The 21,896-nt window shown below is 72.9% G+C and carries 17 protein-coding genes, 1 tRNA gene and 1 riboswitch; of the genes, 11 read left to right on the top strand and 7 right to left on the bottom strand.

Features of this window, described 5'->3' with window-relative positions; genetic code table 11:
• The first annotated feature begins 54 nt into the window (after window positions 1-54).
• From P3T41_RS18855 to P3T41_RS18830, 6 genes are all read left to right on the top strand, one after another.
• Window positions 55-966, top strand: a complete 912-nt coding sequence (locus P3T41_RS18855; protein ID WP_280691093.1) for a sugar ABC transporter permease — start codon at window positions 55-57, stop codon at window positions 964-966.
• Window positions 963-1,781 carry a carbohydrate ABC transporter permease gene (locus P3T41_RS18850; protein ID WP_280691091.1) on the top strand — a complete coding sequence of 273 codons (819 nt, stop codon included), beginning with the start codon at window positions 963-965 and terminating at the stop codon, window positions 1,779-1,781. The genes P3T41_RS18855 and P3T41_RS18850 overlap by 4 nt, the downstream gene beginning before the upstream one ends.
• A 36-nt stretch (window positions 1,782-1,817) precedes the next feature.
• Window positions 1,818-3,209, top strand: coding sequence for an ABC transporter substrate-binding protein (locus P3T41_RS18845; RefSeq protein ID WP_280691090.1), 1,392 nt, complete (start codon window positions 1,818-1,820; stop codon window positions 3,207-3,209).
• 186 nt (window positions 3,210-3,395) lie between these two features.
• Window positions 3,396-4,475: a hypothetical protein gene (locus P3T41_RS18840; protein ID WP_280691089.1), complete on the top strand. Its 1,080-nt coding sequence runs from the start codon at window positions 3,396-3,398 to the stop codon at window positions 4,473-4,475.
• A gap of 292 nt (window positions 4,476-4,767) precedes the next feature.
• A complete protein-coding gene (locus P3T41_RS18835; RefSeq protein WP_280691124.1) occupies window positions 4,768-5,913 on the top strand; it encodes a hypothetical protein in 1,146 nt (381 codons plus the stop codon).
• Between the two features lie 151 nt (window positions 5,914-6,064).
• Entirely contained in the window at window positions 6,065-6,547 is a 483-nt protein-coding gene (locus tag P3T41_RS18830; RefSeq protein ID WP_280691088.1) for a rhodanese-like domain-containing protein, read from the top strand.
• A gap of 22 nt (window positions 6,548-6,569) precedes the next feature.
• Here P3T41_RS18830 and P3T41_RS18825 read toward each other — a convergent pair whose 3' ends face one another.
• From P3T41_RS18825 to P3T41_RS18815, 3 genes are all read right to left on the bottom strand, one after another.
• Window positions 6,570-7,607, bottom strand: a complete 1,038-nt coding sequence (locus P3T41_RS18825; protein WP_280691087.1) for a DJ-1/PfpI family protein — start codon at window positions 7,605-7,607, stop codon at window positions 6,570-6,572.
• 251 nt (window positions 7,608-7,858) lie between these two features.
• Window positions 7,859-9,358, bottom strand: a complete 1,500-nt coding sequence (locus P3T41_RS18820; protein WP_280691086.1) for an aminopeptidase P family protein — start codon at window positions 9,356-9,358, stop codon at window positions 7,859-7,861.
• 126 nt (window positions 9,359-9,484) lie between these two features.
• A complete protein-coding gene (locus tag P3T41_RS18815; protein ID WP_280691085.1) occupies window positions 9,485-11,164 on the bottom strand; it encodes a PP2C family protein-serine/threonine phosphatase in 1,680 nt (559 codons plus the stop codon).
• 516 nt (window positions 11,165-11,680) lie between these two features.
• Here P3T41_RS18815 and P3T41_RS18810 point away from each other — a divergent pair.
• Entirely contained in the window at window positions 11,681-12,469 is a 789-nt protein-coding gene (locus tag P3T41_RS18810) for a bifunctional DNA primase/polymerase (protein WP_280691084.1), read from the top strand.
• 271 nt (window positions 12,470-12,740) lie between these two features.
• On the opposite strand, the gene P3T41_RS18805 is transcribed toward P3T41_RS18810, so the two are convergent.
• From P3T41_RS18805 to P3T41_RS18790, 4 genes are all read right to left on the bottom strand, one after another.
• A complete protein-coding gene (locus tag P3T41_RS18805; RefSeq protein ID WP_280691082.1) occupies window positions 12,741-13,724 on the bottom strand; it encodes a DUF5926 family protein in 984 nt (327 codons plus the stop codon).
• A gap of 178 nt (window positions 13,725-13,902) precedes the next feature.
• A complete protein-coding gene (locus tag P3T41_RS18800) occupies window positions 13,903-14,472 on the bottom strand; it encodes an ATP-binding protein (protein ID WP_280691081.1) in 570 nt (189 codons plus the stop codon).
• 360 nt (window positions 14,473-14,832) lie between these two features.
• Window positions 14,833-15,699, bottom strand: coding sequence for a glycerophosphodiester phosphodiesterase family protein (locus P3T41_RS18795; RefSeq protein ID WP_280691080.1), 867 nt, complete (start codon window positions 15,697-15,699; stop codon window positions 14,833-14,835).
• 97 nt (window positions 15,700-15,796) lie between these two features.
• On the bottom strand, window positions 15,797-17,167 hold the full coding sequence (locus P3T41_RS18790) for a cytosine permease (RefSeq protein WP_280691079.1): 1,371 nt from the start codon (window positions 17,165-17,167) through the stop codon (window positions 15,797-15,799).
• Window positions 17,162-17,308: riboswitch (TPP riboswitch) on the bottom strand. It overlaps the preceding gene by 6 nt.
• 232 nt (window positions 17,309-17,540) lie before the next feature.
• Between P3T41_RS18790 and P3T41_RS18785 the strand changes: the two genes are divergently transcribed.
• The 4 genes from P3T41_RS18785 to P3T41_RS18770 all read left to right on the top strand — a co-directional run bounded on the left by P3T41_RS18785 (window position 17,541) and on the right by P3T41_RS18770 (window position 21,761).
• Entirely contained in the window at window positions 17,541-19,307 is a 1,767-nt protein-coding gene (locus tag P3T41_RS18785; RefSeq protein WP_348533670.1) for a trypsin-like peptidase domain-containing protein, read from the top strand.
• A 62-nt stretch (window positions 19,308-19,369) separates the two neighbouring features.
• A tRNA-Ser gene (locus P3T41_RS18780) sits at window positions 19,370-19,460 on the top strand.
• Window positions 19,461-19,552: 92 nt separating this feature from the next.
• Window positions 19,553-20,350 (top strand): hypothetical protein, encoded by a 798-nt coding sequence (locus P3T41_RS18775; RefSeq protein WP_280691078.1) that lies wholly within the window; start codon window positions 19,553-19,555, stop codon window positions 20,348-20,350.
• A gap of 46 nt (window positions 20,351-20,396) precedes the next feature.
• A complete protein-coding gene (locus P3T41_RS18770; protein WP_280691077.1) occupies window positions 20,397-21,761 on the top strand; it encodes an FAD-linked oxidase C-terminal domain-containing protein in 1,365 nt (454 codons plus the stop codon).
• Window positions 21,762-21,896: the final 135 nt, after the last annotated feature.

Below are 21,896 nucleotides of genomic sequence, written 5' to 3'. Positions count from 1 at the left end.
ATCTCGGCGCGAGACCGTCAGGGTCTGCCCGCGCATCCTGGAGGGGGATTGGGCATGCCGAGACCGCCGTCAACCACCGCGCCCGCCGCACGGCTGGGGGAACGTGCCCTGGCCTGGGCCTTCCTGTTGCCCTCGCTCGCCGTCTTCGCCGTCTTCCTCGGCTACCCGCTCTACCGCACGTTCTACCTGAGTGCCCACGCCAACGACCTCTTCGGCGCCCCCTCGCGCTATGTCGGACTGCGGCACTACACCGATCTCCTCGGCTCCGCCGAGTTCGGCCGCACGCTGGCCACCACCGCCCTGTTCGTCCTGCTCACCGTGGTCCCCGGGGTGATCGGCGCGCTGCTGCTGGTGCTGCTGCTGGAGAGCCGGATCCGGGGGGTGCGGGTGCTCCGCTCGGCCTTCGCGCTGCCCTTCGCCTTCTCGGTGGCGAGCGCCGCGGTGGTCTTCGGCGTCTTCTACAACCCGGCCACCGGCGTGCTCAACGGCCTGCTGTCGCACCTGGGTTCGGGCCCGGTGCCGTGGCTGACCGACCGGCACCACGCGCTGCTCTCGGTGGCCCTGGCCACCATCTGGCTGAACCTCGGCTACAACGTGCTGGTGCTCTCGGCCGGGATCGGCTCGATCGCTCCCGAGATCACCGAGGCGGCCCGGCTGGACGGCGCGAGCGGCTGGCGGCTGGCCCGCTCGGTGACGGTGCCGCTGCTCGGGCCGCACCTCTTCTTCCTGGTGGTGGTCTCCACCATCAACGCGCTGCAGAGCTTCGGCCAGATCAACATCCTGACCCAGGGCGGCCCGGACGGCGCCACCCGCACCCTCGTCTACTCGGTCTACGAGAAGGCCTTCGCCTACGGCTCCAGCGACTTCGGCGCGGCCAGCGCGCAGGCCGTGGTGCTGCTGGTGGTCGTGCTTGCCTGCACCGCCGTGCAGTTCGGGCTGGTCGAACGGAGGGTGCACTACTCGTGAGGCGAACCCTCGGCCGGCTGGCCGTCCACCTGGTGCTCGCCCTGGCCGCCGGCACCGTGCTCTTCCCGGTCTACTACGCGGTGGTGGGTGCCTTCATGACACCCGCCGACCTGGCCACGTATCCGCCGGCGCTGATCCCGCACCACCTGACGACGGCGAACTTCGGCGCCGCGGCCCGCTCGGTGCCGCTGCTGCGGCAGTACCTCAACTCGGCGGTGGTGGCGGGCGTGATCACCGCCGCCCAACTGCTCACCTCGATCCTGGCGGCCTACGCGCTGGTCTTCCTGCCGCTGCGCCGGCCGGCGGCCGTGTTCGGGATCTTCCTGGCCACCCTGATGGTGCCGTGGGAGGCCGTGATCATCCCCAACTACCTGACCATCTCGGGGTGGGGGCTCGGCAACACCTACTTCGGGCTGGTCCTGCCCTTCCTGGCCTCCGGCTTCGGCACCTTCATGCTGCGGCAGTCCTTCCGCCAGTTCCCGGCCGAGCTGCGCGACGCCGCCCGGATCGACGGGGCCGGGCACTGGCGGTTCCTGTGGCGGATCCTGGTGCCGCTCAACAAGCCCTCGCTCGCGGCGATCGCCGTCTACGTCTTCCTGTCGGCCTGGAACCAGTACTTCTGGCCGCTGATCATCACCCGCACCGCGCAGATGCAGACCCTGCAGATCGGGCTGAGCAGCCTGCGCGTCGCGGACTCGGCCGCCCCCGGGCTGATCCTGGCCGGCGTGCTGCTCTCGCTGCTGCCGACGCTGGCCCTGGTGGTCTTCGGGCAGCGCTTCATCGTCCGTGGGCTGACCGCGGGCGCGGTCCGCTGAACGATCGTCAGAACGTCCGTCAGAAGGAGAAGCGACGTGCGCAAGCTGCTGGTAGCGACCGTGGTGGCGGGCCTGGCCCTGACCGCGTGCAGTTCCTCGGGTTCGGCCGGCTCCGCTGGCTCCGGGGGCGGCGGCTCGGCCGCGGCGCCGGGGGCGCAGGCCCTCCAGGACGCCAAAGGCGTCACCACGGTGACCTTCTGGCACTCGATGACCGGCCAGAACGCCGCCGTGCTGAACAGCCTGATCGCGGCCTTCAACCAGGCGCACCAGGGCAAGATCGAGGTCACGGCGCTGTTCCAGGGCACCTATGACGACGCGATCGCCAAGTACAAGGCCGCGGTGCAGCAGAAGGCCACCCCCTCGCTGATGCAGGTCTACGACATCGGCACCCGGTTCATGATCGACTCTCAGCAGACCATCCCGACCCAGGCCTTCGCCGACAAGGACGGCTACTCGCTCGCCGACCTCGAACCGGGGATCCGCAACTACTACACGGCCGGCGGCAAACTCGTCTCGATGCCGTTCAACTCCTCGATGCCCCTGCTCTACCTCAACGCGGACGCCTTCAAGGCGGCCGGGCTCGACCCGAGCCGGCCGCCCCGGACGCTGGCCGAACTCGCGGACGACGCGCGGAAACTGACCGTCAAGAACGCGAGTGGCCAGACCACCCAGTACGGTTTCGGCGCCGCGATCTACGGCTGGTTCGTCGAGGAGCTGCTCGCCGAGTCCGGCACCCTCTACTGCGACCAGGGCAACGGGCGGGACGGCAAGGCCGGCAAGGTGGTCTACGACGACGCGCAGGGCGCGCAGGTGTTGCAGTGGTGGGCGGACCTGGTCAAGGGTGGCTACGCGGTGGACCTCGGACCGGTCACGGCGGACGCGCAGGCCGCGTTCAAGTCGGGCCGGATCGCGATGAACCTGGAGTCGACCGGCGTGCTGGGCGCCTACACCCAGGCGGCCAAGTTCAGCGTGGCAGCCGCGCCCTACCCGAAGATCGACGCGAGTGACCCGGGCGGTCCGGCGATCGGCGGTGCCTCGCTCTGGATCGACGGTCCCGGGCACTCGGCCGCCGAGCAGCGTGCGGCCTGGGAGTTCGTCAAGTTCCTCAGCGACCCGGCGCAGCAGGCCACTTGGCACGCGGGTACCGGCTACTTCCCGGTCAACAGCAAGGCCCTGGCCGAGCCGGCCGACCAGGCCTGGGTGGCGAAGAACCCGCAGTTCCGGACCGCGATCGACGAGTTGAACGCGACCAGGCCGAGCGCGGCCAACGCGGGCTGCCTGCTGGGTGTGATGCCGCAGGCCCGCAAGGGCGTGGAGACGGCGCTGGAGCAGACGATCAGCGGCTCGAAGTCGGCGCAGCAGGCGCTGGCCGACGCGGCGAAGGCGATCCAGCCGGCCATCGACAGCTACAACAGCTCGGTGGGGTGAGGGTGGAGTCGAGCGGGCAGCCGGCTGAACGTTCGGGGTGAATGCGGGGCGCAGCTCGGGAATTCTGCACTGGGAGCCGAACCCTGGGCCCACGCTTGCGAGTTCGTCCGGTATTCTCCGTCGGACTTCCCCGCGGGCCCAGGGATCTCCATGGGCGCGGCTCTTGATGATGAGGTGCGTACGCCCATGCATCGTTCTCTCGCCCTGGCCGCGATCGGCGCGCTGGCCTGCTCGGCCGTGCTGGCCGGAGCCCCCGCCGTGTTCGCGGCGCCCGGCACGCCGGTGACCAGCCCGGTGCCCGCGGTCTCGGCCGGCGCGTCCGGGGCGCGGCAGGTACAGCTCGACCAGGCGGTGCCGGACGCGGTCCGGCCCGGGCTGCGGGTCGAGGGGCTGCCGAACGAGATCACCGCCGGCGGGCAGCCGACCACCTTCAGCGTCGAGCTGACCAACCGCTCGGCCGGTGACCTGGTCTTCTACCCGGCGGTCAAGGTGAACGACCAGGCAGGCAAGCTCGACAACACCACGCTGCTGCTGGACTACCAGAAGAGTCGCCAGGACTGGGCCGAGAGCACCATCCCGACCTTCATGAACGACGTCCGGCTGCTCGGTCCGGTGGACGGGACCGGGGTGCCGGCGCCGAGCGCGCTGATCTTCGTCAAGGCGGGCAAGTCGGTCTCGATCAAGGTGCGGCTCGGGCTGCCGGACGGCAGCCCGACCGGGCCGGCCTTCGCGCAGTTCATCGCGTACTGGTTGCCGGTGGACGCCGCACCCGACCAGCCCGGTGTGCTGTCCGCGAGCACGCCGTCCTACTTCTGCGTGCTGCCGCCCGGGGACGGCCACCCGACCGGCAGCCCGTCGGCGAGCTCCTCGGCCGCCACGGGCTCGCCGAGCCCGAGCGGCAGCCCGTCGGGCAGCTCGACCGGCAGCCCGTCCAGCTCGGCGTCCGCCGGGGGCGGCACCCCGTCCGCCTCGCACTCGTCGCCCTCCTCCTCGTCGGCCGCGTCCTCCGCGTCCTCCTCGTCGGCCTCGGGCAACACGGTCACCCCGTTCCCGGTGCAGTCGCCGCAGGCCGCCGCCGTGCCGATCGCGGCCGCCGGGGTGCAGCAGGCCAAGGCCGTCGAGGCGGCGGACGAGAAGAGCCTGGCCTTCACCGGCGGTGGCGGCGATGCCACGCCGATCGCCGTCGCGGGTGCTTCGGTGCTCGCCGCCGGGGTCGGCACCCTGGTTCTGCTGCGTCGCCGCAGGGGTGGCGCACGGCACGCCTGACCTGCTGAGTCCGTTGAACGGACCGGCCGTGAGCGCCCCCGGACCCGGTCGAGCGGCCGCTCCGGCCGGTTCGGGGCTCGCTGTGGGTGATGTCACAGCCAACGGGCTGTTCCATCTGATCGCATAGGATGTCCGGCCGAGGGGGCCGGTGCGGGGAAGAGGAACAGAGGTGCGCGGAGCGAGCGCGGACAACAGTGCGAGCGACTACGGGTCGGATACCGGCCGAATCGCAAGCCTGCCTGTCCGCAGACACCACGTGCTCCTGGTCGCTTGGACGGTCATCTGGTTCCTGATGGTCGAGCCCAGTGGCGGGTTCTCCTGGCATTACCTGCGCCAGGGCGAGCAACTGCTCTTCAGCGGCGGCGAGGGCGGCGGTCTCGCCCTGTACGCGCACCACCCGGAGCTCCAGATCGGCCCGGTGAGCCTGGCAGCCGCCCGGCTCTTCGCGCCGTTCCCGGCCCACATCGGCCAGGTGCTGGCCGAGGGGACGATGTCCGTCCTCGGCCTGATCATGCTGGTCCTGGTCGGCCGCACCGCCGCCTGGTACTACCGGGGCACCGGCACCAACCACCGTCGGCTCCAGCAGCGGATCCTGATCGCGGGCCTGGCCTTCATCCCGATGTGGGTGGAGGTCTCGGTCCGCTTCGCGCACATGGACGACGTGCTGGCGCTCTTCTTCACCATGCTCGCCGTGCACGCGCTGGTCCGGAACAAACCCGCCGCCGTGGGCATCTACCTGGCGCTGGCGGTGGACTCCAAGCCGTGGGCGATCTCCTTCCTCCCGCTGATCCTGGCGCTGCCCCGGCCGGACTGGAAGCGCTCCTTCCTCTGGTGCGTCGGGCTGATCGCGATCGCCTGGCTGCCGTTCTACCTGAGCAACCTGGGCTCGCTGTCGGCCGCCAAGTTCACCATCCCCAACCAGCCGGCCTCCTCGCTGCGCTGGCTGGGCGTCTCCGACCCGTCCACTCCCTGGTGGGACCGCCCCGCGCAGTTCGCCGTCGGGATGGGCCTGGGCACCCTGGCGGTGCGGCGCGGGCGCTGGCCGGCCGTGGTGCTGGTCGGCGCGAACGCCCGGATCCTGCTGGACCCGAGCGTGTACACGTACTACACGGCCTCGATCCTGCTCGGCACCCTGCTCTGGGACGCGGTCGGCCAGCGCCGCCTGGTGCCCTGGTGGAGCTGGATCGCGCTGGCTTCGCTGTACGGCGGCACGCTGCTGATCCCCTCGGACTCGACCAAGGGCATGATCCGGCTGGCCTTCGTGGTGATCTCCACCGCCTACGTGCTGCTCTGGCCGACCAAGAAGCCGCGCCGGGGCCGTGGCAGTGCCCGCGGCGGCGGGAGCCGGGGCAGCGGTGGGCGCCGGGCCAAGAGCCGGGGCACCATCCCGCGGCAGACCGGCGGCGAGGTCCGTACCCCCGCCACCATGGGTGGCTGAACCGAGCCGTACCCGCGCGGGGTACTGAGGCGACCGACGGCACTGGCGGGATCTTGGCGGTCGTAGTCGTCCGCGCCACTGTCGGTGGCCGGGGCCCGGGGCGGAGGATCTTCCCACAGCCCGGTAATCCCCCACCGCCAAGGAGTCGACGATGACCGCCGCCGCCACGACCACGGCCGCCACCTCGCCCGCCACCTCGCCCGTCACCGAGATCCCGGCCCTCGCGCCGGAGCGCGCCTTCGCCTTCTTCGCCGAGCGCCTCGGCTGCCAGGCCGACCCGGCCGACGTCTGGTACGCGCTGCGCGACGGCAGGCAGGACTTCACCATCGTCGACGTCCGGATCGAGGGCGCCCACCGCAGGACCCACCTGCCCGGCGCGATCAGCCTCCCGCTGGCCGAGATCACCCCCGAGCGGGTCGCCGAGCTGCCCCCGGGCCTGCTGGTGGTCTACTGCTGGGGCCCGGCCTGCAACGGCTCCACCAAAGGCGCGATGAAGCTCGCCGCGCTCGGTCGCGAGGTCAAGGAGATGATCGGCGGCCTGGAGTACTGGATCCGCGAGGGCTGGCCGACCGAGGGCCGCCGCCCCGTCGACCCGAAGACCGCCACCCCCGCCGACCTCGGCCTGGTCTGCTGAGGCCCGGATCCCGAGCCGCGCCCTAGGCCGCCCCGGTGCCGAAGGAGCGCCGGTAGGCGGTCGGCGAGGTGCGCATGGTGCGGCTGAAGTGGTGCCGGTAGGTCGCCGCGCTCTCGAAGCCGACCGCCGCGGCGATCTCCTCCACCCTCCCGTCCAGCGACTCCAGCAGCGGCAGGCTGGCCGCGATGCGCTGGGTGATCACCCAGCGCATCGGGCTGCTCCCGTTGCGCGCGGTGAAGTGCCGCAGGTACGAACGGTCGGACATCCGGGCCGCCCGGGCCAGCAGCGAGACGGTCAGCGGTGAGCCGAGGTGGTCCAGCGCCCACCGCATGCTGCGCGCGATCCCGTCCTCCTGCTCGGCCACCGGCTGGACCGCGGCCTCGATGAACTGCGCCTGCCCGCCGTCCCGGTGCGGCGACACCACGAACCGCCGGGCCACCGTGTTGGCCACCTTGGCGCCGTGGTCGGTGCGCACCAGGTGCAGGCAGAGGTCGATGCCGGCCGCGCTGCCGGCGCTGGTCAGCAGGTCGCCGTGGTCCACGTAGAGCACGTCCGGCTTGACCCGCACCGCCGGGTACCGCTGCTGCAGCAGCTCGGCGTACCGCCAGTGGGTGGTGGCCTCCCGGCCGTCCAACAGCCCGGCGGCGGCCAGCGCGAAGGCACCCGAGCAGATCGAGACGATCCGGGCCCCGCGCTCGTGCGCCGTGCGCACCGCGGCGACCAGCTCCGGTGAGACCTCCCCGCTGAACGCGTTGGCCACCCCGATCACGATCACCGTGTCGGCCGCCGCCAGCTCCGCCAGCCCGTGCCGCGCCGTCAGCGAGAACCCGCCGACCGCCTCGAGCGGCGTCCCGGGCCGGTCCGCGCACACCTTGAGCCCGTACCAGGGCGCGGCCAGCAGCCCCGCCAGCTCGGGCCGGGCCAGCCCGAAGACCTCCACCACCACCCCGAGCTCGAACGGCGCCATCCCGTCGAAGACGTACACCCCCACGGTGTGCACCGGCTCGGGGCGCCGCCCGATCGCCACGTCCACCGGCCGCGATGTCCCTCGCTCGGTCATGGACCCCCCTGTGCACGTGGCGAAACCGCTTGCGAGTGTAGTGCGCGGCCGGCTGACGGAGGATCATCTCCGGGCCCGGCCGAGCGCCGCCGACCGATCGGTGACCGACGCTGCAAGAAGCGGCTCGACCCTGGCGCGCGGCTGACCCGGAGCTGCCGTTTCACCCCGGACCCGGTCGACCCCGGCGAGATACGCGTGGGGCCCGCACCGGTCGGCCGGTGCGGGCCCCACGCAGGTCGTTCCCGGCCGGATCAGCCGCTCAGCGAAGCCATCCAGGCCTCCACCGCGTCCGCCGTGCGCGGCAGCGCGGCGGAGAGGTTCTCGTTGCCGTCGGCGGTCACCAGGATGTCGTCCTCGATCCGCACCCCGATGCCCCGGTACTCCTGCGGCACCGTCAGGTCGTCCTGCTGGAAGTACAGGCCGGGCTCCACGGTCAGGCAGACGCCCGGCTCCAGCAGCGCCTCCACGTAGGACTCGCGGCGTGCGTGGGCGCAGTCGTGCACGTCCAGGCCGAGCATGTGGCCGGTGCCGTGCAGGGTCCAGCGGCGCTGCAGGCCCAGTTCCAGGACCTTCTCGACGTCGTAGAGCGAGGCGTCCAGCAGGCCCCAGGCGAGCAGGTGCTCGGCCAGCACGCGCTGGGCGGCGTCGTGGAAGTCACGGAACCGGGCGCCCGGCTTGACGGCCGCGATGCCGGCCTCCTGGGCCTCGTACACGGCGTCGTAGATCTTGCGCTGCAGCGGCGAGAAGGTCCCGCTGATCGGCAGCGTGCGGGTGACGTCGGCGGTGTAGAGGGTGGTGGTCTCCACGCCGGCGTCCAGCAGCAGCAGTTCGCCGGGGCGGACCTCGCCGTCGTTGCGGACCCAGTGCAGGGTGGTGGCGTGCGGGCCGGCGGCGGCGATCGAGCCGTAGCCGACGTCGTTGCCCTCGACCCGGGCGCGGCGCCAGAAGGTGCCCTCGATCCAGCGCTCGGAGGTGGCCACGGCCTGGCTCAACTCCCGCACCACGTCGGTGAATCCGTTGACCGTGGCGGTGCAGGCGGCGCGCAGCTGTCCGATCTCCCAGTCGTCCTTGACCACCCGCAGGCCGCTGAGGAAGACCCTCAGCTCCTCGTCGCCCTCCTCGGTGCTGGTGACCGCGGCCTCCAGGGTCGCGTCGTAGCCGCGCACGATCCGGGTGGGGACCGAGGCGTCGGCCGCAGCGAGCTCCTCGGCGACCTTGCGCACGTCCCGGGTGGGCAGGCCGAGCAGCTGCGCGGCCTCGGTCAGGCTGTTGCGGCGGCCGACCCAGAGCTCGCCCTGGCCGTCCAGCCAGAACTCGCCGTTCTCCCGGTTGGAGCGCGGCAGCAGGTAGAGGGCCTGGTCGTGGCCGCCCTCGGCACGCGGCTCGAGGACCAGCACGGCGTCCTCGCTCTGGTCGCCGGTCAGGTGCACGTACTCGCTGGCGGCGCGGAAGGAGTACTCGGTGTCGTTGGCGCGGGTCCGCAGGTTGCCGGCCGGGATCACCAGGCGCTGACCGGGGAAGGCGGCCGAGAGCGCGGCGCGCCGGGCGGCGGTCCGGGAGGCCTGCTCGATCGGGGCGAGCCCGCGCAGCTCGGTGTCGGCCCAGCCGGACTTCATCGACTCGGCCAGCTCGTCGGAGACCTCGCCGTACAGGCCGTTCTTCCGACCCTTGATCGGCTGCTCCACCGACTCCTCCTCGGTGCCGGCCCCCTCGGGGTTGTCCGCCGTTGCCGGGGTGCGGTCCTCGGTCACGCTCGTCGCCTCCTCGCAAGTCACTCCGCCCCGGCGTGTCGGATCGCGACACGTGCCGGGCGGCTGTGGCTCCCATGGTACGGATGACCTGCCGCGCCACCCCCCCCGGTGGCTCCGCCCGCCCCGCTACTCGAAGCGCGCCGCGAGCAGCACCAGGTCGTCGGTGGCCTCGCCGGGGCCGTCGGCGCAGCAGTCCAGCAGGTGCGCGCAGAGCCGCTCCGGGTCGTGCCGCACCTCGCGCGGGGCGTCGGCGGCGGCCTTGCGCAGCCGCGCCTGGCCGGCGTGCAGGGTGGCGCCGCAGCGGCGGGCCAGGCCCTCGGTGTAGAGCAGCAGCAGGTCGCCGCGCTCGGCGTTCAGCTCCACGCCGGGGGCCTCCCAGCAGCTGAGCATGCCGAGCGGGGCGGAGAGCGAGGTCTCGACGAAGTTGGCGCCGTAGCGGGTGACCAGCAGCGGCGGGCAGTGGCCCGCGCCGGCCAGGGTGATCCGGCGTTCCACGGGGTCGAGGCAGGCGTAGACGGCGGTGGCGGTGCGAGCCGGCTCGCAGGCCTTGAGCAGCAGCTCCAGGTCGCCGAGCACGGCCACCGGGTCCTCGCCCTCCAGCACGGCGTAGGCGCGCAGCGCGGCCCGCAGCCGGCCCATCGCGCTGGCCGCGCCGGTGGCGGAGGCGGGACCGGCGCCCGGCCCGTCACCGGAGACCGAGCCGACGGTCAGTCCGATCGAGCCGTCCGGCAGCGCGATCGCGTCGTACCAGTCGCTGCCGGACGCGTGCTCCAGGCCGGCCGGCAGCCAGCGGGCGGCCAGTCGCAGCCCGGGCAGGTAGGGCAGGTGGTCGGGCAGCAGGCCGCGGCGCAGTGCCTCGGTGGCCCGTCGGCCGCGCTCGGCGGCCAGCCGGCCGGCCAGCAGCGGGGCCGCGAAGGCGAGGTAGCTGCGGGCCAACTCCTGTTGCAGCTCGGTGGGTTGGCCGGCGGTCGGGTAGAACCAGACGGCGGCGGCGAGCGGGCCGTCCTGTTCGGTGGCGACCGGCAGCGCGAAGCAGGCGCCGAGGCCGAGGTCGGCGGCCACCTCGCGGAACCGGGGGGCCACCTCGGGGACCGTGGCGGTCAGGTCGCGGTGCAGCAGCTGGCGCGGGCGGCCGGTGGTGCGCAGCAGGCCGGCGAACGGGCCGTGGTCGACCGGGACGGTCTCCAACGCGCCGATCGCGCAGTGGTCCAGCGCCAGGCCCACCATCGGGCCGTGGCCCGCGTGGTCCTGCCAGGCGGCTCCGGCCGGGCCGCGAACAGCGGCTGGGCTCAGCGAGTCGGCGGCTGGGGTCGGCCGGTCGGCGGGCGGCCGGCTCTCGCCGCCCTCCCTGGCCACCGGGACGAGCAGCGCGCGGCGGGCGCCGAGCAGGTCGCCGCCGGAGTCGAGCAGGGTGGCCAGCGTGGCGGCCAGTCCGCGGGCCCTGGCCAGCCGCTCGGTGTGCCGGTGCAGCTGCTCCAGCGCCGCGAGCCGTTCCGGGGGCGGCAGTTGGTCCAGCAGGCTGCCCGGCTCGCCGGGCACCTCACCGGCCGGCACGCCGAGCGCGCGGCCGGCCGGTGGGTCGGGCAGCTCGCCGGATGCGTCGCCGGACGATCCGCCCGGCGCCTCGGCGGCCCGGCTGGACTGGGCTCCGGGGACGGCGGGTTGCGGCAGGTCGAGCAGCGTGGCGAGGCTGCCGAGCGAGGGTGGCGGCCCGTCTCCGCCCCCCGGGCTCTCGGCCGGGTCCGACGATCCACCGCTCGTGCCGCCACTCGTGCCGGCCGCGCCGGACGGACGCTTGTCACTCATGTCGCGACTCCCAGCGCTGTGGCCATACCGCACAAAGGCCTGCCAAACCACTCCAATGCCCCACTTCTACACAGGACGTTCTACACAGGACGATCGGGCGTGTCCAGGATCGGGGCCCGTCGGATGGCTGGTTCTACGCCGTGCGTGGACGGCACCGTCAGCGGGCAGAAGCTGTCCAGAGGTTGCCGGACCCTGCCCGGAGCGTAGGGATCCCCCCGCCCGGTAACCGGTCTGACCAGATGTCACTCACTCGTACGGTGGAACCAGAGGCCGCCGAAGGGCGTCCATCTGGTCGCATGAGGGATTCTCGTTCCAGGGACGCACCCGAGGCCTGCCCGGGTCGGCGTCCCGTCGCGCATGACGCCGAGCACATCCTGCGGCTCCCCGGCCGCGCCAGCTGTTCAGCCGGTTCGGTGGCTGCCGAGCAAGTAGCCGTCGAACCAGTCGGTCGTGAGCCGGTCCGCCGGCGGTCCACCCGGTCTTGATCCACCCGGTCGCGGAGAGGAACGAGTGCCCATGCGTGACTCGCGGGAGTTGTCCAGCAGGCACCGCAGGACCCGGCAGGCGCTGCTCCAGGCGGCGCTGACCTGCGCGGAGCGGTGGCGCTGGCCGGTGGTGCCCGGCGCGGTGCTGGTCGAACGGGTCGGCGGCCTGGGGGACCTGGGCGTTCCCGGTGAGCCGGGCCCGGGCGAACCGGTGGCGGGTGAGCCGATGGTGATCTGCTCCTGCGGTGACGCGCGCTGCGCGGTGCCCGCCGCGCACCCGCACGACCAGTCCCTGCTGGCGGCCACCACCGATGCCCGGATGGTGCGTTGGTGGTGGGAGCGGCACAGCCCGCAGGCGCCGGTGATCGTGGCGACCGGCGGGGCGGTGGCGGCGGTCAGCCTGCCGGCGGTGGCGGGCGGGCGGCTGCTGGAGTACCTGGCGGCGCTGCGGCTGCCCACCGGCCCGGTGCTGGCCGGCCCGACCCGTTGGGCGCTGCTCGTCGCGCCGTACTCCTACCCGGAGTTGGCGGAGCTGTTGGTGGACCAGGAGCGGACCCTGTGCTCGGGCGGGGCGCCCGGCGAGGTGCCGAGCTCGGTGCGCTACCACGGGCCCGGCGGCTTCCTGGTGCTGCCGCCCTCGCGGGTCGGCGACGGGGGCACCCCCGGCCGAAGGCTGCGGGAGGGCGCCGGGGTGCGCTGGGTGCGGCGACCGGTACCGGGGCCGGGCGGCGGGGTGTGGCTGCCGCCGGTGGCGAGCCTGCTGGAGGCGCTGGTGGCGGCGGGATCCGCGGCACCGGACGGGAGTCGACTGGCCTACTGACGGCCCACTCGAAGACCTGCTGAGACCCTGTTGAGACCCTGTTGAGATCCACTGACAGGCCGTCGGGAACGACACGACGGCCGATATGGAAGATCCGGCCGCTGGCGACGGGGGATGCACCAGCGGCCGGACTGTTTTAGACAGTAACAAGGATTCGCGCCGCCGCCAATTTCCTGACGCGACCCGACCCCGATAATCGGCACTTCCGAGGGTGAATGTGACTGGAGTCACATTCATGTGATCAGAAGCGATCACAATACGCCATGTCCGGTCAGTTCAGGGTGACCTGACGACTCACCAGATTGGCGCGGGCCCGGCGCTCGTCCGCCGTCAGGGGCGCGGTGACGCTCAGCGCGCCGGTCAGCCGCTCGGCGAAGGCCGCGGCCGGCTTCTCGCAGTCGGCCGCCGACATCGCCACCGGCAGGTCCCAGACCGGCACGGTCAGCCCGTGCGCGCGGAACGAGCCGACCAGCCGGGTGCCCTCACCGATCGAGGCCTCGCCGGTGGCGGAGAGCCGGGCCAGCGCGTCCAGCAGCTGCTCCTCGGGCACGGTCATCACCCAGCGCAGGTGGTTCTTGTCCGGCGTGCCGCACCAGTAGGCGCTGTCCACGCTGCCCAGCTTCTCGGTCGGGATCGCCGAGGCGTTGGCCCGCTCCAGCGAGGCGGCGACCTCGCCGGTGGCGGCCTCGGCGTCCTCCAGCCAGAACTCGAAGCCGGTGTGCACGGCCGGGACGAACGGCGCGGTGGGGTCGAGCAGGTCCTGCAGCCGCGGGCCCTCGGCGGCGGCCCGGCGGGTCGGCACCGGGTTGCCCGGCTCGGTGACCAGAGCCTCGGTCAGCGCGTCCGCCAGGTCGCGGCTCAGGTCGCCGGAGGAGGACTGGGTCTGCAGCCCGAGCAGGATCGAGCCGTCCGGACGGCGCAGGGCCGGCCAGGCCAGCGGCAGCACGGTGGCCAGGGTGACCGACGGGACCTCGCCCGACGCGCCGTCGGTCACGCCGGCGGCCAGCGTCAGCGGCACCGTGGCGGCGGGCACCAGCTCGCGCAGCGCCACCCAGTCGGCCTCACCCGGCAGTCCCTCGAACGGGCGGTGCACCAGCTCCTGGACGGCGTGCGCGGCCTGCCGGCCGTGGCAGGCCTTGTAGCGGCGGCCCGAGCCGCACGGGCAGTCCTCGCGGGCGCCGACGGCGGGGACGGTGCCGCCCGGCACGGCGGTGCGGCTCGGCTGGGACGACTTCTTGGCGGCCTTCTTGGCCATGGTGCGGCTCTCCCGGGAGTGATGGGCACTGTTCTCCGGGGCAGCCTACTGAGATTTCCGGCCCGGCCCGCCGCGGCGCCGGGCCGGTGACGGCAGACGCGCGTGCGCTCGCGCGCGGAGCACGGAGCACGGACAGGCAGCGCGTGACGAGCCTGCCCGGCGGGTTCCGCCCCGGGTGTCAGGCCGAACGGCGGGCCGGCTCGTCGTCCCAGGCCGCCAGCGCGGCCCAGACCGTCACCTCGCCCGGCGCGTCCCGCACGCCCCACTCCACGGCCAGCTGCCCGACGATGCTCAGGCCGCGCCCGCCCTTGGCGGTGAGCGAGGGGCTGGCCGGCAGCGGCCTGGTGCTGGCGCCGCCGTCCGTGACCTCCAGGGTCAGCAGGCCGTCGCCGTGCACGTGCCAGCGCACCAGCACCCCGCCGGGCTGCTCGGCCGGTCCGGCCGCCTCGCGCACCTCGTGCGCCGGGGCCTGGCGCCGGTGGGCACCGGCGCCGACCAGCAGCGCGTCGAGCGCGGCGGCTTCCTCGACCGCGATGTCGACCTCGATCTCCACCTCGACGTCGGCCGTCCCGGCGGTGGAGTCCGTCCGGTCCGCCGGCTTCGCCGAATCGGTGGGATGCAGCGGGAATTCCTCGGTCGCCCCCCCGGCGAGTTCCAGCAAAGGCGCGAGCGGCCGCGCATAGCGGCAGGAATTGCTGAGCAGTTCGGAAAGGATCAGAACCGCGTCATCGATGACCGTATCGGGCACCTCGCGCGCACCCAGATCACGCCGCAGCCGGCGCCGTGCGGCCCCCACACTGGCTGGGCCGTGCGGCACCGCCATGGTCGATGAAGTCGGCACTTCACGCGCCACCATCAACGCCACCCCCGGACCTCCTTCAGCGTTTGCCGAGGGATGGATGCCCCGAGGTAATGCGCCGGAAACGGGTTGACTCGCTCGTGGTCCGTCAATTGTGAAGTCGCCGATGGTGCCGCAACGCGCTGTGCGCAAAAGGTGATTAACTGCTTACGCTGCGTCAATCGAGGGAGTGGATTCCGTCCGCCGGGGCCCACCACGTCACCCGGTTTCGCGCCCGCGTACGCCAACTCGGCCACCCCGCGCGGGCGGTCAGCGGCCCAGCTGGCTCAGCACGTCCCGGGGCCGGTTGGTGATGATCGCCGACACTCCGAGCTCCAGGCAGAGCGCGACGTCCTCGGGGCGGTCCACCGTCCAGACGTGCACCCGGTGCCCGGCGGCGCGCAGCCTGGTGACCAGTTCCGGCCTGCGGCGGACCAGTTCGATGCCGGGGCCGGCGATCACCGCGCCGGCCGGCAGGCCCGCGCCCGGCCACGCCCGCAGCAGCGCCGGGTGCTCGAAGAGGTACACCCGGGGGAACTCCGGCGCAGCCGTCCGCAGCCGCCCGAGCGCCAGTCCGGAGAAGCTCATCAGCCGCGCGTGCGGCCGGTCGGGGTCGCCCTCGCCGCCCATCGCCCCGCTGATCCCGAACCGGCGCAGCATCCGCACCAGCTCGGCCTCCACCGCGCCCCGGTAGCGCACCGGGTGCTTGGTCTCGATCGCCAGGTCCACCCGCCGGCCGCAGTCGGCGACCAGCTCGAGCAGGCTCTCCAGGGTCAGCACCGACCGCCGCTCGGGGTCCGCCGCCGCGCCGCTCGCGCTCCCGTCCGCCGTCGCGTCGGCGTCCGGCTTCCAGGAGCCGAAGTCGTACGCCTGGAGCTGCGCCAGAGTGCGGGTGGAGACCACCTTGCTGCCGCCGTCCGAGACCCGCGCGATGGTCCGGTCGTGCACGCAGACCAGCTGCCGGTCCCGGGTCAGCCGCACGTCGCACTCGACCGCGTCGGCCCCCTCGGCCAGCGCCCGCCGGTACGCCGCCAGGGTGTGCTCGGGCAGTGCGGCGGAGGAGCCGCGGTGGGCGACCACCTGGACCGCCGGCGCGGTGTGGGCGGGGTCGGCGGTCCAGAGATCGGGAGTCGTCACAGGCTCACCCTAGAACGAGCCGGTGACGCGGACGCGACGACCGCCCGAACACCGGGTTCCGCAGGTCAGCCGGGTCGGGCGGCACGGCTCGACCCGGTCAGGCGGCACGGCTCAGCCGGGTCAGGCCCAGCGTCGCCAGCCCGGCCACCAGGAAGGAGAAGAGCGAGGCCGAGGTCCACTCCTGCGGGGTGAAGTGCAGCCAGCCCTGCAGGTCCGTCCAGAAGTGCGTCCACTTCCCCGCGTTCTGGGTCGGGGCCAGGAACTGGTAGGTGCAGAAGCCCAGCGCCCAGGGCAGCAGCATCAGCGGCCGGGCCGGCGCCTGCTGGGAGAGGTCCCAGCCGTGCCGTCCGCGCCCGAGGAAGTAGTCGGCGGCCAGCACCGCCAGCAGCGGCACGAAGACCGAGCCGATCAGCCCGAGGAAGGCGTAGTACGCGTTGGTGTACGAGGTGATCTGCAGCGCCAGCACCGTCACCAGCACGCCGAGCCCGCCGGTCAGCAGCCGCCGGTCGACCCGCGGGAACAGGTTGTGCACCGACATCGCGGTCGAGTAGACGTTGGCGAACGACTGGTCCGCCTCGCGCAGCACCAGGACCAGCAGGAAGGCCCAGCCGGCCGTCACCCCGGTGAAGGAGTTCAGCAGGTTGTCGGCGTTGCCGTGCGACTGGAGCAGCGCGATCAGGCCGAGCGCGTAGCACCAGACCTGGGCGATGGTGTAGCCCGAGAAGGTCCCCAGGAAGGCGGCGCGCCCGGTGCGCGAGTGCCGGGTGTAGTCGGCGGCCAGCGGCACGAACGAGATCGAGACCGCGATGATCGCGTCGGTCGCACTGAGGAAGCCGGTCCAGTTGCCGGCCCCCGGGTTCGGCCAGCCCTGCCGGCCCAACTGCACGGTGAAGTAGACCATCGCGACGCCCACCGCGATCGCCACGTACTTGCGCAGCGCGGTGATCGAGCCGAGCGGCCAGATGGTCAGCACGGTGGTCAGCGCCCCGGCCAGCACCACGAAGAGCCAGCGCCAGCCCTGGGTGCCGGCCACCGTCTGGGCGCCGCTGGAGATCACGATCAGCTCGTAGACGCCCCAGCCCACGCACTGCAGGATGTTCAGCACGGTCGGCAGGTACGACAGCCGGGTGCCGAAGAGCCCGCGCAGCACGGCCATGGCCGGTGCGCCGGTCCGAGCGCCGATCAGCGAGGCCACGCTCAGCATCGCGGTGCCGATCACGGTGCCGGCCACGATCGCGGTCATCGCCGCGGTGAACGAGAGCTCGCTGCCGGGCTGCCCGAGCACCGTGGCGGCGCTGGTGAACCCGATCAGGCTGATCCCCAGGTTCGCCCAGAGCGCGAACTGGTCCTTGAAGCCGAGGGTGCGCGGCGGCGCGGTGTCCAGCACCAGCGGCGCCTCGGCGCGGCCGCCGTCCGCGGGCCGATCGAGCAGAGCGGTCGAAGCAGGGGAAGGCGAATCAGCCGTCATGGCACAGACTCCCTACGCCGGCATTACCCGGACAGGTTCCGGCGGTCTGCGCTCCCTCGGCCGCACCGGCGTCATCGCCATGGCGTACGGTCGACCAGCGCACTCTCAGCCTGGTGGGTCCAAGCTCCCGCGTGTCGATGTTAAGAAGCGACAGGGTAGCCCGGGGCTCGGCTCACGCCAAGGCGGGACAGCGCACCGTCCGGATCGCGGGACGCCGTCGGGGAGGCCGTCCGGGTGTCGCGAGTAGGGCGAACGGGGGCTGTTCGGTCTGTCTAAGGATTCTTACCAGTTCTTCAGGCGGCCCCTTACGGCAACCAGATCGGGCATAGGAAAAACTAGGGGCCAACGTCCCTGTCAGCTATGGAGGTCGTCCGTGAGCACCGAGCACGAGAGTGGTTCCACCGGTCCGCAGGGGGAGCAGCTCTCCACCGGGCACGGCGAGCCGGGGGGGACTTCGACGGTCGGTGACACTCCGACAGCGAGCGAGCCGACGGCGCAGCTTCCCGTGGTGAGCGACAGCGCGAGCGAGCCCGCGGGCCGCCAGCCGGTGGCGCCGGCCCAGCCGACCCTGGCGCTGCACAAGGTGCCCGCGCCGGAGGAGGCCCCCGCGGCCGCACCCGCCGCCGAGCCCACCGTCATCGACGCGCCGCCGGCCCCGTCCTACCTGGACGCGCCGCCGCCGGTGCTCTCGACCCCCGCGGTCGAGCCGCCCCGCAACCCGTACGCGGCCCCGGCCGCCCCGCCCGTCGCCCCCCTCACCGCTCCCGTGGCGGGCGCAGCGCCGATCACCCCCGGCGGGCCGGCCGCCGCCCCGCAGGGCGAGCCGCACCCGTTCGGTACCGGCACCCCGCACGGCGACAGCTGGTCGGCCCCCCAGCAGGGCTACCCCGCAGGTCCGGACTACACCGCAGGTCAGGACTACTCGGGCGGTGCCGGCTACCCGGGTGGCCCCGGCTACCCCGGCGAGTACCCCGGCGGCTTCGCGCCGGCGCCCGCGCCGCGCAAGAAGGGCAAGGGCAGCCTGGTCGCGCTGATCGCCGCCGTCGCCCTGGTGGCGGGCATCGCGGGCGGCGTGACCGGTGCCGCGCTCAAGGGCGGCAACTCGGGTTCGGCCGTCACCAGCGGCAACAGCCGCAACAGCACCACGACCACCACCGCCGACAACACCGCCGCGATCAACCGGGCCCCCGACTCGGTGGCCGGCATCGCGAACGCGGCGCTGCCGAGCACCGTCACCATCAAGGCCGAGGGCAGCACCGAGTCCGGTACCGGCACCGGGTTCATCTTCGACACCCAGGGCCACATCCTGACCAACAACCACGTGGTCGCCCCGGCGGCCAACGGTGGCAAGCTGACCGTCAAGTTCTCGGACGGCAACAGCTACCCGGCCTCGGTGGTCGGCAAGGCCTCGGGCTACGACCTCGCGGTGATCAAGCTGGACGCCCAGCCGAGCGAGAAGCTGACCCCGCTCCCGCTGGGCGACTCCGACAAGGTCGCGGTCGGCGACGCGGCGATCGCCATCGGCGCGCCGTACGACCTGGAGAGCACCGTCACCTCCGGCATCATCAGCGCCAAGAACCGCCCGGTCGCCTCCGGCGACCAGGCCAGCACCCAGACCTCCTACATGAACGCGCTGCAGACCGACGCCTCGATCAACCCGGGCAACTCCGGCGGCCCGCTGCTCAACGCGAGCGGCCAGGTGGTCGGGATCGACTCGGCGATCCAGTCCAACTCCAGCGGCAGCGGTCAGGCCGGCAGCATCGGACTGGGCTTCGCGATCCCGATCAACCAGGCCAAGCGGGTGGCCCAGATGCTGATCACCACCGGCACCCCGGTCTACGCGACCCTCGGCGTGCTGCGCAACGACGACTACAGCGGCGACGGCGCGCAGATCATGACCTCCCCGGTCCAGGGCACCGCACCGGTCACCGCGGGCGGCCCGGCCGACCAGGCCGGCCTCAAGCCCGGCGACGTGATCACCAAGCTCGGCGGCGAGATCATCGACAACGGCCCGGCCCTGGTCAGCGCCATCTGGACGCACGCCCCCGGCGACAAGGTCGACGTCGACTACACCCGCAACGGCACTCCCGGCCACACCACCGTCACCCTGGGCAGCCGCTCCGGCGACCAGAACTCCTGACCCACCCGCACCACGAACCGGTGCACCGAACCCTCGTGGACCCGTTAGGCTGACCTCCGCTTGGAGAACTGCCCGAGCGGCCTAAGGGAACAGTCTTGAAAACTGTCGTGCGGTGACCCCGCACCGTGGGTTCGAATCCCACGTTCTCCGCCACGGACCGGCCCCTGACCAGCGAAAGCGGTCGGGGGCCGAGGTCTTTCCAGATCTTCAGCTGGTCTTCAGCTTGGCCTGGCAGGGTAGGGCGCATGACGACTGCTCAACTGCGGCCGAGCGAGCCGGTCGCCACCGCCGGGCGCCTGCTGAGCAAGGTGCCCGAGGTCACGGCGCTGTTCTGGGTCACCAAGGTGCTCACCACCGGCATGGGCGAGGACGCTTCGGACTACCTGGTCCGCACGCTGAATCCGATCCCGGCCGTCGGGCTGGGCGGGGTGCTGCTGCTGGCGGCGCTGGCCGTGCAGTTCCGGGCGAAGCGGTACGTCCCGTGGGTGTACTGGCTGGCGGTCACCATGGTGAGCGTCTTCGGGACGATGGCGGCCGATGTGCTGCACGTCGGGTTCGGGGTGCCGTACCTCGTCTCGGCGCCGGGCTTCCTGGTCGCACTGCTGGTGATCTTCGCCTGGTGGCGCAAGAGCGAGGGGACGCTGTCGATCCACAGCGTGTGCACGCCCAAGCGCGAGTTCTTCTACTGGGCGGCCGTGCTGGCCACCTTCGCGCTGGGCACGGCGGTGGGTGACCTGACGGCCTCCACCGGCGGCTTCGGCTACTTCTCCTCCGGCGTGGTCTTCGCCGTCGCGATCACGCTGCCCGCGCTGGCGCACTGGAAGCTGCGGCTCAACGCGGTGCTCGCCTTCTGGCTCGCCTACATCCTGACCCGGCCGCTGGGCGCCTCGTTCGCCGACTGGATGGGCGCCGACCGCAGCCACCACGGTCTGGGCTGGGGCTTCGGACCGGTGAGCCTGGTGCTCACCGCGCTGATCGCGGTGCTGGTGGGTGTGCTGACGGTGCAGGGACGGCAGAGCGGGCGCCGGCGCCACGCCGGCTGACGGTACGTCACACTGGCCTCCTCCGAGGACGAGGAGAGGGCCAGTGATGAGCGAGCTGATGGACCGCCTGCGGGCGGGGCTGCCCGAGGCGGCGGTGGTCGTCGATCCGGCGGTGACCGCCGCCTACCGGCATGACATGGCCGGCTTCTGCGAGGCCGGCGAGCCGGCCGTGCTGGTCTTCCCGAGCACGGTCGAACAGGTCCAGCACGTCCTGCGCACCGCGACCGAGCTGCGCGTCCCGGTGGTCCCGCAGGGGGCCAGGACGGGGTTGTCCGGCGGGGCGAACGCGGTGGCGGGCTGCATCCTGCTGTCGCTGCTGAAGATGGACCGGATCCTGGAGCTGGACCCGGTCGACCGGATCGCGGTGGTCGAGCCCGGGGTGGTCAACGCCGCGCTCTCCCGGGCCGCCGAGGAGCTCGGCCTGGCCTACCCGCCGGACCCGTCCAGCTGGGAGTCCTGCACCATCGGCGGCAACATCGGCACCGGCGCGGGCGGCCTGTGCTGCGTCAAGTACGGGGTGACCAGCGAGTACGTGCTCGGTCTCGACGTGGTGCTGGCCGACGGCCGGCTGCTGCGCACCGGGCGGCGCACCGCCAAGGGCGTGGCCGGCTACGACCTGACCCGGCTCTTCGTCGGGTCGGAGGGCACCCTGGGCGTGGTGGTCGGCGCGGTGCTGGCGCTCAAGCCAGCGCCCGCGCCGCAGTTGGCGCTGGTGGCGGAGTTCGGCGGCGCGACGGCGGCCTGCGCGGCGGTCAACGCGATCACCCAGGCCGGCTTCACGCCCTCGCTGATGGAGCTGATGGACGCGGTGGTGGTCAGGGCGGTCAACAGTTACGGGCGGATGGGGCTGCCGGAGCACACCGAGGCGCTGCTGCTGGTGGCCTTCGACGGTCCGGAGCGGACCCGGGAGCTGACGGCGGTCGCCGAGCTGTGCCGGGCCGCGGGGGCCACCGAGGTGGTGCCGGCCGAGGACCAGGCCGAGTCGGAACTGCTGCTGCAGGCCCGGCGCCTGGCGCTGACCGCGATGGACACCCTGGGCACCACGATGGTCGACGACGTGGCGGTGCCGCGTTCCCGGATGGCCGAGATGCTGACCGGCGTGGCCGAGATCGGCGAGCGTTGCGGGCTGACCATCGGCGTCTGCTGCCACGCGGGCGACGGCAACACCCACCCGATCGTCGCCTTCGACGCGAAGGATCCGGACCAGGTGGCCCGGGCCATGGAGTCCTTCGAGGCGATCATGGCGCTCGGTCTGGAGCTGGGCGGCACTATCACCGGCGAGCACGGGGTCGGACTGCTCAAGCGGGAATGGCTGGCACGGGAGCTGGGGCCGGTCGGACTTGAGCTGCAAAAGCAGATGAAAGGATTGTTCGACCCGCTGGGAATCCTCAATCCGGGCAAGCTGTTCTGAGCCATTCCGGGGTGGCGCGGGTGGGGTGGCGCGGCCTGCCGTCGTGCTGGGACCAGGCTGGTCACGGGTGGCCTTGGCCGAAGAACGGCCTATGGATATCGGCATTTCGGGGCCGCGGGTTTAGCGTTCCGACTT

The organism is Kitasatospora sp. GAS204B (genome assembly GCF_029892155.1).
Classification (GTDB): Bacteria; Actinomycetota; Actinomycetes; order Streptomycetales; family Streptomycetaceae; genus Kitasatospora.
The sequence above is the reverse complement of the archived record's forward strand: the minus strand, read 5'-3'. Positions and strand labels throughout refer to the sequence as shown.

Excerpts from the sequence above, each read along its gene's own strand:
- P3T41_RS18855 (WP_280691093.1), top strand. The coding sequence starts at position 55 with ATGCCGAGACCGCCGTCAACCACCGCGCCCGCCGCACGGCTGGGGGAA.
- P3T41_RS18840 (WP_280691089.1), top strand. The coding sequence starts at position 3,396 with ATGCATCGTTCTCTCGCCCTGGCCGCGATCGGCGCGCTGGCCTGCTCG.
- P3T41_RS18835 (WP_280691124.1), top strand. The coding sequence starts at position 4,768 with ATGGTCGAGCCCAGTGGCGGGTTCTCCTGGCATTACCTGCGCCAGGGC.
- P3T41_RS18830 (WP_280691088.1), top strand. The coding sequence starts at position 6,065 with ATGACCGCCGCCGCCACGACCACGGCCGCCACCTCGCCCGCCACCTCG.
- P3T41_RS18825 (WP_280691087.1), bottom strand. The coding sequence starts at position 7,607 with ATGACCGAGCGAGGGACATCGCGGCCGGTGGACGTGGCGATCGGGCGG.
- P3T41_RS18815 (WP_280691085.1), bottom strand. The coding sequence starts at position 11,164 with ATGAGTGACAAGCGTCCGTCCGGCGCGGCCGGCACGAGTGGCGGCACG.
- P3T41_RS18810 (WP_280691084.1), top strand. The coding sequence starts at position 11,681 with ATGCGTGACTCGCGGGAGTTGTCCAGCAGGCACCGCAGGACCCGGCAG.
- P3T41_RS18805 (WP_280691082.1), bottom strand. The coding sequence starts at position 13,724 with ATGGCCAAGAAGGCCGCCAAGAAGTCGTCCCAGCCGAGCCGCACCGCC.
- P3T41_RS18790 (WP_280691079.1), bottom strand. The coding sequence starts at position 17,167 with ATGACGGCTGATTCGCCTTCCCCTGCTTCGACCGCTCTGCTCGATCGG.
- P3T41_RS18775 (WP_280691078.1), top strand. The coding sequence starts at position 19,553 with ATGACGACTGCTCAACTGCGGCCGAGCGAGCCGGTCGCCACCGCCGGG.
- P3T41_RS18770 (WP_280691077.1), top strand. The coding sequence starts at position 20,397 with ATGAGCGAGCTGATGGACCGCCTGCGGGCGGGGCTGCCCGAGGCGGCG.